The organism is Yoonia sp. MH D7 (genome assembly GCF_054439475.1).
Genome location: NZ_JBTJCF010000001.1, coordinates 190,141 through 206,839 on the forward strand (window position 1 = coordinate 190,141; position 16,699 = coordinate 206,839).

The window sequence follows — 16,699 nt, forward strand, 5'->3', positions numbered from 1 at the left end:
GGTGCTAATGTTGGGTCGCTCGTGGTTTTAAGTCCAGCACCAATGAGGGGGGAAGTCCACCAAGCGGGCACAGGCCTCTATCTGCAGCCCAGTAATTGAATTTCATCAGCCTTAACGTAGTTATCTTTTGGAGCCGTTGGCTTTCCTGATGACGGAAAACGGTTGGTCAAACGTGACGCGGCTTAACCACCCCAAGCGTGACATTAATTACTTCAATTGCCTGAAGCGCTTTGCCTCTCAGCACGTGCTAGTTCGGCGTCCAGATCAAAGGTGCCACGTCTTGCCAGCGTTTCAGCCATATAGGCGTAACTGTCAGGCGTAACCGTCACTACATTTCCACGCAGGCTTTCTGTCCCTTTAGCGCCCTTCTTATCTAATAAGACAGCCCCTAAAGGGACAGTCCGCTTGCGCTGCAAGCTGACCGCCAACCCACACCTTTGAAAAATGTCTTTTAGTTCTTGGCTTGGCTTCTGAGGACGCTTTACGTGATTAGAAACATCGTTATTCCCCCGAAAACTCGCCCTATATTTAGGCCCGACGATTTCCACAGCGGCATAGGCCTCTGGCTGCTTCATGATTCTGTTTATGATCATTTCAGCTATGTCCGAGGTAATTGGCTGTATCAGGTCAATGCCCTCAAAGAGAGTGGCGTAAAGGCGGCGGCGGGCGATCCTAAAGGGGCGCTGTGTCAAAAATCCACTCTCAAAAAATGATTCAGTTTCGCACTGCATCAGATCAACATAATGAGCAAGCTTTTCACTCCCCCGTCCACCATCCCAAAACGTCACGTCTTGTTCTGTCAGGTCCAGCTTGCCTAACTGAAGCCTCATAGTGTGGGCAAGCCATCGCGTTTCTTGTTCGGTATTTCGCGCCATGCCTTCGATTAACATAGCTTGGTGGCTGTCCATCGGGGCGGCGTTTAGAATATCGGCAATGCGGGCGGCTTTGTGTTCTGCTGTGATATTGCGCATTTCTTCGCGTGCAGCCCTGCTATCTATGATCGGTGGGCGTTCTAGGGTCCACCCATCCGCTTCTAGAAGAAACCATAGGCCAGCGCCAAAATCAGCGCGGGCGTTTGCTGCATCGACTTTAATCTGTGCAACATAATCGTCAAAGCCCGTCCACGATACGTCCAAGCCCTCGATCTCGGCGGCCCTTTCTGACCCCTTGCGAGTTGCTTTGACGGTCTGCCCGCCTGTGAAGTTTAATAGCTCTAAACCGATTGCAAAACGGGTCAGATAGCGGACACGGCCAAGCTGCTGTTTTGCATCCTCTGGTCGCGTCACTGTGCCAGCGCCAATATATGCCCCCAGCGTGAAATGAGGGTCGCCCTTGTGTTCAATACTTAGGCCCGATGAAATGGCGGGGGACGCAATCACAATGTCATAGAGGCGCGATTGGGCATCTGCGTTTTGCAAAAAAGCCCGTTGCTCTGTATTAAATTTTGTCTCTGCGCTTATGCAAATCACCTTATACCCGCGCTTCGCATATGACGCGGCCAAGGCGGCGGCCTTCTTTGCCCCCTCACAAGCAAGCCACACTTTGCCACCTGCTACCAATTCAATCGATATTTCGGTTAAAACTACAGCGCCCTTTGCATACACAACGGCCTTTTTACCACTTGGCGTCGCTTTCATTTCAATGACCTTAAATCTTTCGTTTGGTCGACATTGTTCTAAGAAGAGGATTGTCCGCATATCTAAACCGGCATCAGTGACCACAACAGTTTCGGCCAGTCTCACAATTTCTTGCAGTCGCCCGTAAACTTCGTAGTTTGTGCCACCACCTGATCGACATAACTTTTCCTCTGCTAAAAACTGCAAAACTTGCGCGACTTCATCAATAAAGACAAAGCGTGGGGCGGGCATCAGCCGCTGAATATCGTGGCGAGTTATCGATGGAAGGCAGACTGCCACCCCGCCGACCTCTTCGATTTCGTCTTGGATTGATTTGTTTTGATAGTGGGGAAGGACTAAGCGGTGCGCTAGTTCGTCGATCAAGGTGGTGCGGTGCGCTATTGCCATAACCCCGCCACCCGCTGTTTTTGAGGCTGTGATGAACGGGCGGCCTACGCGTTGCGTTTTGCCTGCACCAATAGGAGCCTTGATCAAAACAACCCCTTTTAGCGCGGGCAAGTCAATTTGGTCTAAGCCCGTGATCGTCACCATTTCGTGACGCTTTGCGGTGTTCTCGTCGATCGTGGTGCGGGCTAGTATGGCTTGACGGCGCTGGCCTTGCATCCATGCTACGCGGCCTTCTATGGCGCTAATTTCGGCCTCCGACAGCCTGTCGCCCATATGGTCCTTAATAATGGCTGCGATGCTTCGGGAGGTATGTTCAACGGGTGCCCGGAATTGCATCGTTTGCGCTACGGCCACGGCCACGGCTAACGCGTTATCTTGGGTGGTCTCGCGCATTGCAACCAACAGTGTTTCTTTCCGTCGGTCTGGCAATTTTGCGGCTTTGGGCAGTTTGACATTGTAAATGGTCGGCTGCTCGCGCTGAGGTCTTGCTTCAAGGGCGGAGGCGATGGCATTAGACACGGCGGCGTTGCCTGCGCGTTGCAAAGTGTCGTTTAGATCGCGCTTGCTGCCCTCTGGCTCTGGTGCGGGCGCGATCCAAATATCACGGCCTTCCGCCATGTGGTGTTTTACGGCTGCCGCGAATTGCCGCCCTGCAGGGCTGTCTGGAGCGTCTTGGTCTGGGCAAAGGATCACCTTGCGATCAGGCGGTAACGGCGCACCTTTGAAACCGGAAACGCCGAATACCGCCCATGTCTCAAAGCCTGTAGCCTGCCAGATGGACAGGGCGCTTTCTGGACCCTCAGCTACGCAAAGAGGGCCACCTAACGCTCGAGCCGTGAAACGGGCAGGATTGCCCTGTATGGCTCCGAAAGACGCCTTGTGGGTATTTTCTGGGGCTTTACTGCCATCCGGCATGATCAGGACGCGCTGCCCGCCACTGACCTTTCCGTTTTCGTCTATGCCCCAGACACACAAAGCGGCACGGTGAGGATGCAAAATTCCCCGAATGGTAGGATAAGACATTGCTGGGAGGTAGGCTAGGGCCGTATCGGGTAGGCTCACAATGCCACGGCTTGCCAGATAGACGGCAACTGGGCTGCCTTTGATTGGTTGTGCCTTCGCCTGCAGGTCTGTGATCAGACTAACTCGGTGGGCGACTTGTACTGCCTCTGCTTTGGCCGCTTGCCTTGCACGAGTTTTATGCTGGGCTTGCAGCTCGCTTAGATCAATCGGTTGATCCTTTGATATGCCGACCCAACCCGCTGCAGCGTCTAATGTCTTGGGGAAGTTTACGGCGGCGTTGGCCAGCCCGCACAATTTAATCGCGATCAAGTCAAAAAGGTCGCCGCCTTCACCACTGCTGTAGTCTTTCCAAAGCCCGCGATTCGGTCCACCCATTGCCATTGAAAAGCTTGATCGCCCTTTTGCTCGCCAATCTTGCGAATTTGCTTTGGCGGGTTCACCGATGAACTCTCGGAAAAGGGTTTCTGCTCGCGACAGCAGTTCCTCTTTAACGGCGGCTTTGATGCTGTCGCGGTTCACGATGCAATACGGCGTGAAATTGTGGACGTGCAGGATTGTTCCCCGCAACTGGTGAGGTTGAGGCCCATTCAATGAACTCTCTATAATTTGGGCACAAAGCGACTGTGGGCTTGCGGGGCAAACCCAAGCGCTTCTGCAATTATTTGATTATTGTCGGGGCTGCCTTACTTGGCAGGCGGCGCCGCTAACGGCCGTTTGGCAAGCCACGCATTCACAGCGGTTTCGGGCCATGCAACGGCGCGGCGGCCAATGCGGATCGGGCGGGGAAATTCGCCACGGTCCATCATGTCATAAATTGTTGAGCGGCTGAGGCCAGTTGCGGCTTCAACGGCGGAACGGCGTAGGTGGTTGTCGATCATTTTGCGTCCATTCAGTTCATTAGGGTACTGTCAGGACTTATGAATAATCTCTTAGTTAAGAGCAGGTCGGTTAATCCAGATAGTTTACCCGACCCGTGGACCGCTTCCTATAATCCGTTTGATTTCTCGAAAAGATTGGGGTGTGAAGCGAAGAGCTGCCATTGCTTCCGCTACAATGTCACAGGCGCTATTTTTATGGTTCGTGTCATCGTTTCGGGTTGGCTTGAAGCCTTCACTTTCGAGTTCAGCGACTGCAAGACGAAGAACCGCATGCTGGTAATTTTTTGCAGCTTTTTTGCTACGCCTCCCTAGTTTGGTGGGGACTTTTTTTACCCCTATAAGGTGTGAGATTAAAAACTTTTCGACGTCTCGATTTGGTATCGATCTCGTGACTAATAGCTGTGCCGCAGACCACGCAATTAACGCGTTATAGGCAACCGTTGAGGTTTCGACCTCTTTCAGAAGGTCGCATACATGTTGTGGATTTTCTGGAGATATTGATATCGATATCAAATCACCGTCATCATCGAAATACGGTATAAAACCTTGGGGAAACGCGACTGATAGGCTTCCCATGGTAACGTCAGATTTCTTGGCGATTCGATACTCATCTCTAAGATGCGCAGTCGTTTGCGTTAAAGCCTGTGCGCGTGAAATCCGTTCGTTCATTGAAGCTTTCCGATAGATACAATTTTCGACCCTTTTGAAGTGGCTAAGTGCACCGACCAGCTTGTCATCAACTTTCGCCGTTTCTCAAAAAAGTCTGAGCGCGCATAAGCCGCCTCTGCCTTATTCTGAATTGTATGCGCCAACGCTGCCTCGGATACCTCGCGTGGTGTGTTTGTCCGTTCCTGACACCACATCTTAAATGATGTGCGGAATCCATGGACATCGGCATCAAAACCTAATTCTTTAACCAGCTTAGAAAGGGTCATATCCGAAAGCGCCTTGCCCGTGGTTGGGCTTGGGAACACAAGGTCCTTCCCATTCCCCAGCGTCTTGGCTGCGTTTAATATCTCAACAGCGCGGCCAGACAGCGGAATCAGATGTTCCTTACCAGCTTTCATGCGCTGGGCGGGGATGGTCCACACGGCCTTGTCCAAGTTGATTTCAGACCACTCCGCTAAGCGTACCTCACCAGAGCGGCACGCGGTAAGTACAACCAACTCCAACGCCAGCTTAGTTGCCATGGCTGCACCCGATGCCCTGACCGTCTCCAGACAACCTGCTACTTCGTCGTAGGGCAGAGCCTTCCTGTGGTTCACTCCCTTAGCTTGTTTGGGTAGAGCTTGGCTGATTGCATCGGTTGGATTGTCCTGCCTCCACCCCTTGGCGATGGCCCATTTCAATACGGTGCCAATCCGCTGTCTGACCCGCTTCGCCGTTTCTGGCTTCTCCAGCCAAATAGGTTGCAACACGGCTAGAACGTCCGATGTGTCGATATCTGTGACGCGTTGGTTGCCCAGACGCGGGAAGGCATAGGTTTCTAACGTAGAGATGAATTGAGCCGCGTGTTTTTGGTTGCGCCACGTCGGCTTGTGGATTTCGTGAACCCTTCGGGCAGCGTCTTCAAAAGTCAGAATAGCCTCTGCCTCGCGCTTTGCTTTCAATGGGTCGCCGCCTTGCCGTGCCAACTTGCGGTTTGCCAATGCGATTTCCCGCGCCTCGGCAAGTCCAACCAGTGATGCGGGCCCGATGCCCATTTCCGTCCGTTTACCACGAATGGCGATGCGTTGGACCCAACGCCGCGCACCGGATGGGTCCACCTTCAAGAACAGGCCTTGGCCGTCGGTATATTTACCAGCTTTAGTCACGGTGCGGACAAATGCAGCTGATAACGCTTTGTCGGGGTGCTTGCCTGACTTGTTGGTTCGATCGTTTGAATTTTCGTCCGCCATCCCGTCCCCCATTATTAACTGGAATATGGGGGATAGTACTGGAACAATCAAGACCTATAAGTTCTTTAACTAATTGATTTTAAGTACTTATTGGAACTCACTGGAACATGGTATGGCGGACTTCGTCTCCGCCATTACGGCTCTGTCCGTGCGGAATTTTTTATCATAAAATCAATACGATAGACCGAAAAGTCAAGGTGAGCCCCCCTTTTTTGCTACACATCTTGCTACACATTTCCTCTTGTGGAGGGTGTTTGAAGGCGGCGCGCTGACATCTGTAGCAGCAGAAGGTTCGTCAGCGCGCCTGACGCGGGGTGTCTATATCCCGCGTGTCTCGGGGATCAGAGCGTTTGGCGCAGCTCTGATGGAGCCGTCTCCGCGTGCATCAGGTCGTGCACAGCCATCAGCGTCTCATGCAAATCCAGTAAGATGAAAAACGCCCTCGCGCAGTCCTGCGCTCGTTGGGTTTGGCGTGCTTCATTCCAGCAGGCGGGAGCTGACACATTGCATTCGTCGTAGTCCACGTGTGAGAGCACTGTCGTGCCGGCTTCGATATGGCGCGACAGGACGTCGATTTGCACATCGAGTTCGTCCACCATTGCCTGGGTGAAGATTTTACGGTTCTCGATCGCATCGACAAGCCGCTGAAACCCGACGCGTTCCATTGGATTGATGTTGTGCAAGATGTCCAGCTGGATTGCCGTGAGGCAGTCACGGGACTTTGCAAAGGCTGATGCTGCGAGGGCGTCAATGTTGTCGTAGGTGATGGGAAGAAGTTGGGTCATGAAAGACCTCCTTTGAGTTTTGGTGGGGTGGCTGCGCGAGATGCGCGGTTCCGCAAAAGGAAACCGTGCTCTTCGCGCTGCCAGCGCTCTCGTTCTTCTCTTTGCTCCCGCAGGGCCTCGGCGTGGATATCTGCCTCGGCCTGGATGCGCGCGCGCACATCATTCATGCGTTCGATCAGCGGTGGATCAAGGCGGCCGATGAGTGTGCCGCGATCGCCGCCGCCGTCGAAACCCGAATGGTTCACGCTAACGATGATGCGGCGTGCACAGACAAAGCGTGAGGGGCGATCAAGGCCTGCGGCATGGCACGAGGGCGTCTGGTTTATCCGGACCTCATAGCCGCGGTTGGCCTTTGTTGGTGCTGATGTGCCGTAAGCGAGTTCGACGAACGTGATGCCATTAAGATCGAAGACGTCGAGCACCAGGCAGGGGCGCCGCTTTGGCGGCTCGGCTGGGGCATCAGCGTCGTCGTTGACCGGAAAGCGAAACAGCACGACATCGCCACGCTCGATAAGGTCTTGCCAGTCAAATACCGGCACAAAGGATTGGGGGGAGTGATACATCTGGGGTCTCCTGTGATGCGATTGAAAATCAACACCAGCTTTGGAAACCTAAAGGGCCTCCAGTTTTGCTGCGCGTCACAAAGACCGCGCAGCAAAACTGGAGGTGAAAAATGAAAGAACGGCCTAAGAAAGGCGGACAACTCAAGGCATTATTATGGGAAGAGCGGTCTATGGTGGACGAAATGCGGGCATTCTGTTCACGGCAATTTTACTGTGGGATATCGAAAGGGCCGCTATCTAGCATCTACATGGATCACCGCAGTTACTACGGTGTAAATGTGGTCACGCTTTTCAGGAGCTCTAAGGCCAAATACTTGATGTCATTATGTGTGACGATGTGAAATTCGGCGTTCAGTGCTACCGCAATGGAATTGGCATGTGCACGTGAAGCAAGCTGATGCCGAGACAATGTTTCTTGATCACAAGCCGGTCGACGTCTTGAGGTGTCGTTGGAACGGTTGGTGCTTATAAGTGAAGGTTCGGCTTCAAGGTGGACCATTTTTTCGATGCCGAGTGCTCGAAAAACGTCGGTAGGTAGTTCCTGTAGTCTGGCACCTGTATCAATTACAACGTGACCGTCCATTATGACAAGCGGCACAGACGGATCGCGAGCCATCGCAAAACCATCAATCAATAGCCGTTGGTTTTCATCGAGATCGGCATAGCGCATCCCGTCTCTCTCGAAGGGGCGTGCATCGCGTGCAGCGGCAATAAGACTTCCTCCGGCGAGATGTTGGAACGGGATCTGGTCGGCTAAATGCCGAAGAAAAGTCGTTTTTCAGACCCCGGACAGCCCAGTTAATGCAATAACCTTCTGGATCATACGTCAAACTCCAAGTTCGACCGCTTAACGAGCTCAGCCATCAGATCAAGGCTTAGCTTGTAGACGGATTGTTGTGGATGCCCGTTTATGATGCCCATGGTTTCCAGCTCATCCTTTGACACCGGCGGGTCGATGTATGCGACCAACAGATAATTGATTACCTTGACGGGTTTGTCCGGTGTCGCCTTCCAAGCATCCAGCTGTTCTTCACTATAGACAGAGCGACCACCAGTCATCTGCATAAGTTCCTTCGTGGATCGTGCCAGTGTCATGCCGTCGAGAATACCAAGTGCAGTGATCGCTTGTGAGGGCGGGTAGAGGTGGTCGCGGATTTTCGGACCAGTTGTTAAGGTGGATCGCATGACGAAAGAAGTGATCCCAAATGACAAAACGAAAGAACCATTCGCCCGATTTCAAAGCCAAGGTTGCGCTTGAAGCAATCCGCGAGGAGATGTCGATGGCGGAACTGTCCAAAAAATATGGCGTTCATCCGACCCAGATAGGGACTTGGAAACGGGCGGCGATAGAGAATATGGCGACGGCATTTACGCGCAAAGGTTCAGCGCCCGATGGGGTAAGTGCCGTTGACGTCGACAAGCTGCATTCCAAGATAGGTCAGCTTGTTGTGGAGCGAGATTTTTTGGCGGATGCCTCGCAGCAGTTGCTCGGGATGCGAGGCAAAAAATGGTGAGCCGAGATCATAAGTTAAGCATGCGTAAACAGTGCGAACTATTGCAGTTGTCGCGTTCGCGGCTTTACTACCAGCCCGTCGGCGAGAGCGCTGAGAACCTGCGGTTCATGGAAATCATCGACAAACAGTTCCTGGAAACGCCTTGGTATGGATCGCGTCAGATGGCCCGGTACATGAAGCGCAACAATCACCAATGTGGCCGCCACCGGATCCGGCGCTTGATGCGGCTTATGCGTCTGGTTCCGATCTATCAGGAGCCCAACACAAGTAAAAAGCATCCGCATCACAAGATCTGGCCTTACTTGCTGAGGAATGCGGCAATTGACCGCCCAAATCAGGTTTGGTGCGCAGATATTACCTACATACCGATGCGACGCGGCTTCCTGTATCTCGTGGCGATCATGGATTGGCACAGCCGCAAAGTGCTTTCGTGGCGGCTGTCCAACAGTATGGATGCAGACTTTTGCGTCGAGGCTTTGAAAGAGGCGCTCGCCAAGCACGGCACGCCGGAAATCTTCAACACCGATCAGGGCAGCCAATTTACCAGCGGCGCTTGGATCGACGTGCTGGTCGACGCAGACATCAAGATCAGCATGGACGGAAAAGGCGCATGGCGCGACAATCGCATGATCGAAAGGCTCTGGCGATCGTTGAAGTATGAATGCGTCTATTTGAATGCCTTTGAGACAGGCTCGGAAATGCGGGCTGGGATCGGCAAATGGCTGACGTATTACAACTCTGAGCGCCCGCATTCAACTCACGGCATATTGACCCCAGATGAGGCCTATGTCAGCAAAACAGAACCAATGAGATTAGCAGCCTAAATAAAACCCAGATCCACCTTAACAAGGATGTAAACTGGTCTAAAATCTAGGACCACCTCTGGTCTTTGGCAACTCCCTTGTAGAAAAATAGAATCGATCCTGGAGGGCCAAGCTTCGATTTTGCTCGACATAGATAGACCTTGCGGATCGTATTCCCCGGGCGCGTAATTGTCTCGGCACGTGAGGTTCCGGCGAAGAGATCGCGCTGCCGTGGTTGCCAGAGATCGGGATATAGGGTGTCATGATATGTTTCTTTGATCGGAATGCCAAACCCAAGGGTTTCTGCGTCAAGCACGAACCGCGGATAGTTCTCGCGAGCCAAATCAAACGGTGTTTTATCTTCCGCCGGGACCAGTGCCTCAGTTGAAAACCGTCGTTCATAGATGTATTCACCGTTAGCGTTTTCACCAGCGCTCTGAAAACCATAGTATTCCAGAAGATCCATCAGCGAGACTTGATCCTCATAGGTAGTCAGATAGGTCAAGTCGTATCCGTTGGTTTGAGCATACCATAGGACCTGCTTTAGCAGCAACTCGCCAAGCTTTACGCCTCGGCTTTCAGGTGCGACCTTAAAGGTGCAAATTTTGAGAATTTTCTTTGCTGGTGTGATCGCATCGGTATCATGTGCAGACTCGTCCTTGCGGACGATCAAGCCAGCGAGATGGCCGTCGTCATATACGACCCAACATGAGCGATGTTGCTTGACGCATTTCGTTCGCCACCATTCGTCAAACTCGGGATATCCATCCCGCAAGCTGTCAAAAAACTGGTCCTTATTATTGATTTCATTAGCCTTGGCCTCCACCACATGGCGGATGGGAACTTCTTTCGGTTCATAGGTCTGGATCAGCAGTTCGGTCGCATCACCGATAAACAATACCCGTCGAGCGAGGTCGGGTGAATGCTTCTGCGCACGCTTGTGAAGCCCTTTGTCTTGGGTGACGAGAAAATCGGTGGCTCCGGCCTTTAATGCATGGAGAAGCGTCGCGTCTACGACATCATTAGGTTTTTTGAGCGGGCCGAAGTCCGCATCTAAGTCAGCCTCAGATAGCCCGCGCTGTTTTTTAATAACACGGTACTTTGCAATCTTGCTGAGTGAGATTGCCCGACGTCCTTGTCTCTTGCGTTGTCATCCTTGGAGGCTTCATGCACATAAATGTCGACCTTGTGAGCCGACGCGAGAGCGTGGAATTTAGAATAAGACGCTTCGACTGTGTGGTTATCTTCCAGCCCAATCAGGATGTTCGTATCAATGAGATACGATTGCTGGTTCATCTTGAAGGGCCTTTCTCAAGTTACGTTTGGCGTAAAGAAAGGATTGAGGCGGCTCAAAACCAAATTTTTCGCGGAGTTCGCTCAACGGCAAAGGCCGCGAGAAGGATTTCACGTCATCAAACACCAGCGCGAACCCATGATCGAGACCATCAAAATACTTATCGAAATGGGCGCGTTCAATGAAGGCCGTACTCTCGAACTCAGCCCAAATCTGCTCCACGGGGAGTTTAAGAACATCTCGGATCGAGGCCGTTCCGACCATCGCTTTAACCGGAGATGTCGAGTAGATATATGCCAGTGCACCACTTGGCGCAGATACTGGGAAACGGCGTCGCAGCTCTACCGTCTTATGACCCGCGAGGATTTTTTCCGAATACATTGGCTTGATCGACAGGACGACATCACGTTGCGGCTTGAACGGCTCATCTCCCAGCAACGGGAGGACAAGCTGGTCATCGTGCCCTTGCTCCATATCGAAGGCTTCACAAAGCCGAAGAGACAGCGGTGCATCTGTCGGGAAGTGCGCGTTCAGACGTAGTGATGCACCCAGCGCTTCGACATAACGCTGCACCGTGCTAAGGTATACTTCTCCACCCTTTTCGATTTTCGATATAGCGGCTTGCTGTACATCCATGCGTGCTGCAAATTGCTCTTGGGTTAGACCGGCGAGTAGTCGCAGCCTGCGCAGCTCTGGGCCGACCATGGCTGTGCCATTGGCCTCTGGAAGGGCCCGTGCTTCGACGATTGTTCCTGTGAGTTTGCCCATCTTGACTGGTCTTGTCCCGGTTTAGTTCCGGTCTCTTTCGAGCAATGTTTGCTATGAAGGAGACAAGAAATGGCAACGAGATACACAGACGAGTTTCGACGTGATGCGGTACGCATCGCCACGACCAGCGGCTTAACACGCCCTCAGGTTTCATCTGATTTGGGTGTTGGGCTTTCGACCCTGAACAAATGGGTTCAGAAACACCAGCATGATGATTTGATGTCGGGTCCTCATGAAGATGTGGAGCGGGAGAACGAACGCCTTCGCAAGGAAGTCCGCGTGCTGCGAGAGGAGAGGGAAGTGTTAAAAAAAGCGGCGATCTTCTTTGCAGGCCAAAGTCGGTGAGGTTTGCCTTCATTGACGCCTGGAGAGAAGAATGGCCGGTTGAGTTTCTGTGCTGGGTTATGCAGGTCACATCACGTGGGTATCGTGCGTGGCGGGTCCGCCCAATGTGTCAGCGACAGCGTGATGATATGGTGATCTTAGCTCATATTCGTGCCCAACACCGTCTCAGCCTGCAAAGCTACGGCCGCCCCCGGATGACTGAAGAGTTACAGGAACTGGGGCTGGCGGTAGGCCACCGGCGTGTGGGGCGCTTGATGCGAGACAACAGCATAAAGATTGTCAAAACTCGTAAATTCAAGGCTACAACCGACAGCAATCACACCTTTAACATCGCCCCCAATCTGTTGGATCAGGATTTTTCTGCTGATGCTCCAAACCAGAAATGGGCAGGCGACATTTCATATATCTGGACCAGTGAAGGCTGGCTGTATCTGGCGGTCATTCTCGACCTATACTCCCGACGCGTCATCGGTTGGGCGGTCAGCAATCGTATGAAGAGGGACCTGGCAATCCGGGCATTGGATATGGCTGTCGCGCTGCGACAGCCGCCTAAGGGCTGCATTCATCATACGGATCGCGGGTCGCAATATTGTTCAGGCGACTATCAGAAGCGCCTGAACAAACGTGGCTTCGAAGTATCGATGAGCGGAAAAGGCAATTGTTACGACAATTCCATGGTTGAAACGTTCTTCAAATCCCTCAAGGCTGAGCTGATCTGGCGCAACCGTTGGGAAACCAGACGTCAAGCCGAAGGGGCGATATTTCAGTATATCAATGGGTTCTACAATCCACGACGCCGGCACTCGTCGTTAGGAGGTAAAAGCCCCTTGGCCTTCGAACGAAAGGCTGCCTAAATGAACTGAGAGACCGGAACGTAAACGCGACAAGACCAGACCTCTTTCTCTTTTCTTTAGGTCTTATATCAATGTAATATTCCATGCAAGGAATGTTGAACCAGATCATGCGTTTTTGTGTGAGCCGAAGTCGTGCCTAAGGCGACGTTTGTTAAACGGGTTCGCGTCCACGCGCAGCATCGTAATCGTCGAACATATGCCGCGAGAGCGATTACGAAAAGATTGCCTAATCTTCCGTCGGAGACGCCTGAGAGGGTGCAGGGACAGACGGCGAGTGGTCCTTGGCTTGGAGTGTCCAGAGAGGGAAGTCCCCTCTTTGGTCCCAGACGGACAGGCTGCCAGGGGGTGCAGGGGGAGTGGCGAACGACGACCCTGCGAGTGGGGATGAAAGGGGTGGGCGACACCTCCCTTTCTCGGGCTGAAAGCCCCGTGCGGGTTTGGGAGAGTTGGACGTCTCCCAAGGTCGCCGCAGGCGGGCGGGGTCCAGGGGCGTGCCCCTGGCGAATGGCAGGCCGAACAGAGGTGCCGTAGGCGCCGGAGTGCGGGCTGTTTAGTGAGTAATCTTCCTCCACCCTCGCTCATCTTTCTGCTCCGGATTCCTCACGACGCTCGAACCATCGACCGATGTTCTGATCTCATAGCCTGGAGATCAAAGAATGACGTCGAAACAACACCCCATCGTGCTGCGCTTAGCAGGAATGCATCCGAGCGATATCAGTGGATACGAGGCTCACCGCTATCGCAAGTATGGGGATCTGGGGCACATTGATCGCGACAAGCCAAAGCCGCGATGTCTGATCGGAACAGAAACTTGGGCGGAGGAAGCCCTGGCCGAAATCAAGCTGATCAAGATTGAAACCTTTGCTGCAGAGCTCACCGAACTGGACCGCCGCAACCGCCGCAAGGATCTGAAAAGACGCCGTATTGAAGGGCCGCGTGATCCTTGGCGCGCGTCCCGGCATGGCCCGTTGCGAGAAGTCTTGCTGACGGCCAATAAGGACTGGTTTGAAGAAACCCAAGGCAACGATGAGCTGTTCAACACAGCCCGCGAAGAGCAGTTTGAGGAGCACGCTGTCGCGTGGCTCAAAGAGAACTTCGGCGATGACGTCATCCACGCCCGCGCGGATACAGATGAGCAGACGTATCACATCCATGCGGTGATTATGCCACGTGCGATCGAGCACAAATACGGGGTGGCGTGCGATGTGCTCCAGCCCTCTATTCATCCGCTGATCAAGGACTACGAGGCGGCACAAGACAGTGTTGGCGAATGGTTCAGTGAAATCGGTCTTGTGCGCGGTGAAGCCCGCAAACAAGCGATCCGTGATGCCCTGAACAATGGCAAAGCCCCACCTGAAAAGCGGCGTCATGTGCGGCCGGCAGAATGGCGCGCGAAGGAAGAGCTGCGATTGGCGAAAGAGGCGGCCAATCTCGAAACGCGCCGCCGTGAGGTGGTTGAGCGTGAAGATATCGCCGAAGATGTGATCGCTTACGCTGAAGCCGTCTCCGTTGGCGATATCGACGAGGATGGTAAGTCGATCACGTCATCGAAAACGACCAGATCACCAATCACACCCGCCGGCAGGACCAGGTTCGGGTTTGTGAAAGCCCGAAAGGCATTCCAAGCCGTCGCAAAGAGGCTGGCGCTGAGAGCGGCCATAAAAGCGAAACAAGCCGCGGAGGCGCGGGTTGCGGCTGAGGTTTCCGAGATCAAGAAAGCCGACGACACCATTCTGGAAATCGCACGGCTGCTGCCAAAAGACCTTCGCGGGAAGATTGCGAACGTGCGCCGCAAATTGTCCGCCAGCATTATGGCACTGGATCCGTCAGCTAAGGGCAGAGGAAGCAAATCGGGACAGCAGCAAAGTGGGCCGGAATGATTGGGTTGCAGTATGGATCCGTCACCAAGAAACTATCAAAAGTAGTGAATTTATATTACATTTCAGTGGGTTGTAATTTTGTTCAAAAAACATGGCTTGAGAATTATCGAGCAGAAAAATGCGTTCCAATATTAAGGGTAATCGGAAGCGGCGGGAGGAAAACCCAAGGCTCCGGTTAAATGTAAACACTTAAACTGGAGCCCCAGATATGACTATTGAACTGCCAAAGAAATCGACCCGCACAGCCAAGAAAACCAACTTTGTGATGTCCATAAAAGACAAGCGTCGTATGGAAACGGCATTCGTCTCTATTGCAAACAGCGCCGATAAAGATGCGCGCAAGGACGACAAAGTGCAACGCGAGGCCTGTCAAGCTGTTGGCAAAACGCTCGACGAGTGGGCAGGGCGTATGAACGATGTGAACCCTGACCTCGTCGAAGATTTTTTCTTTCAGTTTGGTTGCTTTGCAACGGTCACCGACCGTAAGAAAATCCTTAAGCATGCACTTGCGCCTGAAGGTGTTGCCGAGCGCATTGAAGCCCAGCTTGAGAGCTGGAAAGCGGAAGCCGAAGCGGAACGAGTTGCCGCCGAAGCCGTAACAGCAGCGGCCGGCAAGGACCGCACAGGGGAATGAGCGTGCCGCCCCGTGTGCAAGGATCACGCGGGGCCACCTTCCAAAGTTCACACCAATAAACAGACTGTTTCCAAATGAAGGCATTATAACGTGCACCCTGAATGCCCAACTCGTAATCACCAACACCGGAGTCCGACATGTAGCCATCCATTCCCCCGCCCCCGAAACCAGCCGCAAATCTGCGGTGGTGGGGTATGGAGTGCTATGTCCACCAGACACACCGCGCGGGCAGCGGATACAAAAATTGCCCACATCCACCCAACTCCAAACTCAGGCGTAGAACGCCAGATCGACAGAGTTAAACGCGCCAGACAACAGATCGCTCAACAGATCACCAACGGCGAAGAATGGATGCTCCCCCTGTTGAAACGCTTCAACACAGAACTCGAAGCGCTCGAAGAGAAACAAGACCTCCTCTTCCAAGCTGCCCAAATCGCAAACCACGCCGCCCCCATCAGGGCGGCGTGACGCGTTTTAGCGGATGGTGGGAAAGTCTGCTGCGAGGGCAAAGCGGCTATGTGCTTCGCAGTAAACAATGACATCTCGCGCTTTGAAACCGCCACTCAAATCTAAAGCAAAACCTGGGGCGCTCAACAATACAGACATCTAATCAAAAACTGAACGCCTATTTTTGAGGCTCATTCTGAGTGAATATCACCTTCGGCAGAAAGCTCTAAAATTAACGGAACAGGAAGGTCTGACACATACGCGCTGGTAAGTTTAGGATCTCCAATCGGACTCCGGAATAGCTCCAGAAAGAACCTGTAGGACGTCCAATTGCAGGCATCGTAGAGGTCTCTATTTGAAGATCCTTTTATCTTGCTCGCGGAACCACATCTCATGCCCCTTTGAGCGTAATTAAACACAAAAGAAGCAGGCGATATTTCCAGCATTTTTCCACACTGTTTTTGTAGCTCGGCTTGGTCGTTTCGCGTCATCTGACCCGCCGGCTCATGTCTCTTGGCCTGCACAAGTACGGCTTTAGAGTAATTCTGTAGCGGCGTCATAAGTGACACATGTATAATCATGTCAGCACCTATTCTTTTCTCTTGGGCCGCAACACCTCTCCGATGTCTAACGATGGAGCTTGACCAGGTTAACGCCCCGACTTGTCCGTCAAAAGCGGCATCCAGTCTCCCGATCAGAACTCCCGTGAGGTCATCCTCATCTGTTACAAGTCCCTCGCTATATTTCTTTATTGCGCGAGCCGTTGCCTTATCGGCGACTTTTGCTGCGGCGCGCATAGAATCCTCAAATCCCAAAGCTATTTTCCTTGATGTTGATTTACAAAAATGCACCGCCTCGGATCTCGAAAATGAAACGATCTCATAAGAACCGCAGCGAAGCGTTTAATAAGTAGTTCGCAAATGCTACTTGGGATCAAGTGCAAAGAATTGAGGGTAACCCTTGACGTTTACACGGCGGTATTCGCAGAA

General features: G+C 52.8%; 15 protein-coding genes and 1 pseudogene. 5 read left to right on the forward strand and 11 right to left on the reverse strand.

The genetic code is table 11. From position 1 onward, the window contains the following. Positions 1-212 precede the first annotated feature (212 nt). The 8 genes and pseudogenes from ACXLHR_RS00875 to ACXLHR_RS00910 form a co-directional block, all read right to left on the reverse strand. Positions 213-3,422 carry a plasmid replication protein, CyRepA1 family gene (locus ACXLHR_RS00875; protein WP_458789660.1) on the reverse strand — a complete coding sequence of 1,070 codons (3,210 nt, stop codon included), beginning with the start codon at positions 3,420-3,422 and terminating at the stop codon, positions 213-215. 308 nt (positions 3,423-3,730) lie between these two features. Then, positions 3,731-3,925, reverse strand: a complete 195-nt coding sequence (locus tag ACXLHR_RS00880; RefSeq protein WP_458789661.1) for a helix-turn-helix transcriptional regulator — start codon at positions 3,923-3,925, stop codon at positions 3,731-3,733. A gap of 84 nt (positions 3,926-4,009) precedes the next feature. After that, positions 4,010-4,594, reverse strand: coding sequence for a hypothetical protein (locus ACXLHR_RS00885; RefSeq protein ID WP_458789662.1), 585 nt, complete (start codon positions 4,592-4,594; stop codon positions 4,010-4,012). Continuing rightward, positions 4,591-5,823, reverse strand: a complete 1,233-nt coding sequence (locus ACXLHR_RS00890; protein WP_458789663.1) for a tyrosine-type recombinase/integrase — start codon at positions 5,821-5,823, stop codon at positions 4,591-4,593. The genes ACXLHR_RS00885 and ACXLHR_RS00890 overlap by 4 nt, the downstream gene beginning before the upstream one ends. Before the next feature lie 341 nt (positions 5,824-6,164). Further along, a complete protein-coding gene (locus tag ACXLHR_RS00895; protein WP_458789664.1) occupies positions 6,165-6,608 on the reverse strand; it encodes a hypothetical protein in 444 nt (147 codons plus the stop codon). Then, a complete protein-coding gene (locus ACXLHR_RS00900; RefSeq protein ID WP_458789665.1) occupies positions 6,605-7,171 on the reverse strand; it encodes a type II toxin-antitoxin system PemK/MazF family toxin in 567 nt (188 codons plus the stop codon). The genes ACXLHR_RS00895 and ACXLHR_RS00900 overlap by 4 nt, the downstream gene beginning before the upstream one ends. Positions 7,172-7,436: 265 nt before the next feature. Beyond that, a pseudogene (locus tag ACXLHR_RS00905) lies at positions 7,437-7,937 on the reverse strand (AAA family ATPase); the annotation flags it as partial. Positions 7,938-7,990: 53 nt separating this feature from the next. Further along, positions 7,991-8,356, reverse strand: coding sequence for a hypothetical protein (locus tag ACXLHR_RS00910; protein WP_458789666.1), 366 nt, complete (start codon positions 8,354-8,356; stop codon positions 7,991-7,993). Between the two features lie 20 nt (positions 8,357-8,376). Between ACXLHR_RS00910 and ACXLHR_RS00915 the strand changes: the two genes are divergently transcribed. Beyond that, positions 8,377-9,509, forward strand: a protein-coding gene (locus ACXLHR_RS00915; RefSeq protein WP_458789667.1) for an IS3 family transposase whose coding sequence is annotated in 2 segments (ribosomal slippage) — positions 8,377-8,656 and positions 8,656-9,509 — 1,134 coding nt in all. Because the reading frame shifts where the segments join, the coding sequence is not laid out codon by codon here. A gap of 46 nt (positions 9,510-9,555) precedes the next feature. On the opposite strand, the gene ACXLHR_RS00920 is transcribed toward ACXLHR_RS00915, so the two are convergent. Together ACXLHR_RS00920 and ACXLHR_RS00925 are read right to left on the reverse strand one after the other, a co-directional pair. Continuing rightward, positions 9,556-10,386: a GNAT family N-acetyltransferase gene (locus tag ACXLHR_RS00920; protein WP_458789668.1), complete on the reverse strand. Its 831-nt coding sequence runs from the start codon at positions 10,384-10,386 to the stop codon at positions 9,556-9,558. Between the two features lie 372 nt (positions 10,387-10,758). Next, positions 10,759-11,550, reverse strand: coding sequence for a helix-turn-helix domain-containing protein (locus ACXLHR_RS00925; protein ID WP_458789669.1), 792 nt, complete (start codon positions 11,548-11,550; stop codon positions 10,759-10,761). A gap of 69 nt (positions 11,551-11,619) precedes the next feature. On the opposite strand from ACXLHR_RS00925, the gene ACXLHR_RS00930 reads away from it, so the two are divergent. The 4 genes from ACXLHR_RS00930 to ACXLHR_RS00945 all read left to right on the forward strand — a co-directional run bounded on the left by ACXLHR_RS00930 (position 11,620) and on the right by ACXLHR_RS00945 (position 15,731). Further along, positions 11,620-12,749, forward strand: a protein-coding gene (locus tag ACXLHR_RS00930) for an IS3 family transposase (RefSeq protein WP_458789670.1) whose coding sequence is annotated in 2 segments (ribosomal slippage) — positions 11,620-11,866 and positions 11,866-12,749 — 1,131 coding nt in all. Because the reading frame shifts where the segments join, the coding sequence is not laid out codon by codon here. A 656-nt stretch (positions 12,750-13,405) separates the two neighbouring features. Continuing rightward, the gene (locus tag ACXLHR_RS00935; protein ID WP_458789671.1) at positions 13,406-14,629 is read left to right on the forward strand and encodes a plasmid recombination protein; all 1,224 of its coding nucleotides are present in this window, start codon (positions 13,406-13,408) and stop codon (positions 14,627-14,629) included. Between the two features lie 208 nt (positions 14,630-14,837). Next, on the forward strand, positions 14,838-15,263 hold the full coding sequence (locus ACXLHR_RS00940; protein ID WP_458789672.1) for a hypothetical protein: 426 nt from the start codon (positions 14,838-14,840) through the stop codon (positions 15,261-15,263). A 204-nt stretch (positions 15,264-15,467) separates the two neighbouring features. After that, positions 15,468-15,731: a hypothetical protein gene (locus ACXLHR_RS00945; protein WP_458789673.1), complete on the forward strand. Its 264-nt coding sequence runs from the start codon at positions 15,468-15,470 to the stop codon at positions 15,729-15,731. Positions 15,732-15,901: 170 nt separating this feature from the next. On the opposite strand, the gene ACXLHR_RS00950 is transcribed toward ACXLHR_RS00945, so the two are convergent. Next, positions 15,902-16,525 (reverse strand): hypothetical protein, encoded by a 624-nt coding sequence (locus ACXLHR_RS00950; protein WP_458789674.1) that lies wholly within the window; start codon positions 16,523-16,525, stop codon positions 15,902-15,904. Between the last annotated feature and the right edge of the window lie 174 nt (positions 16,526-16,699).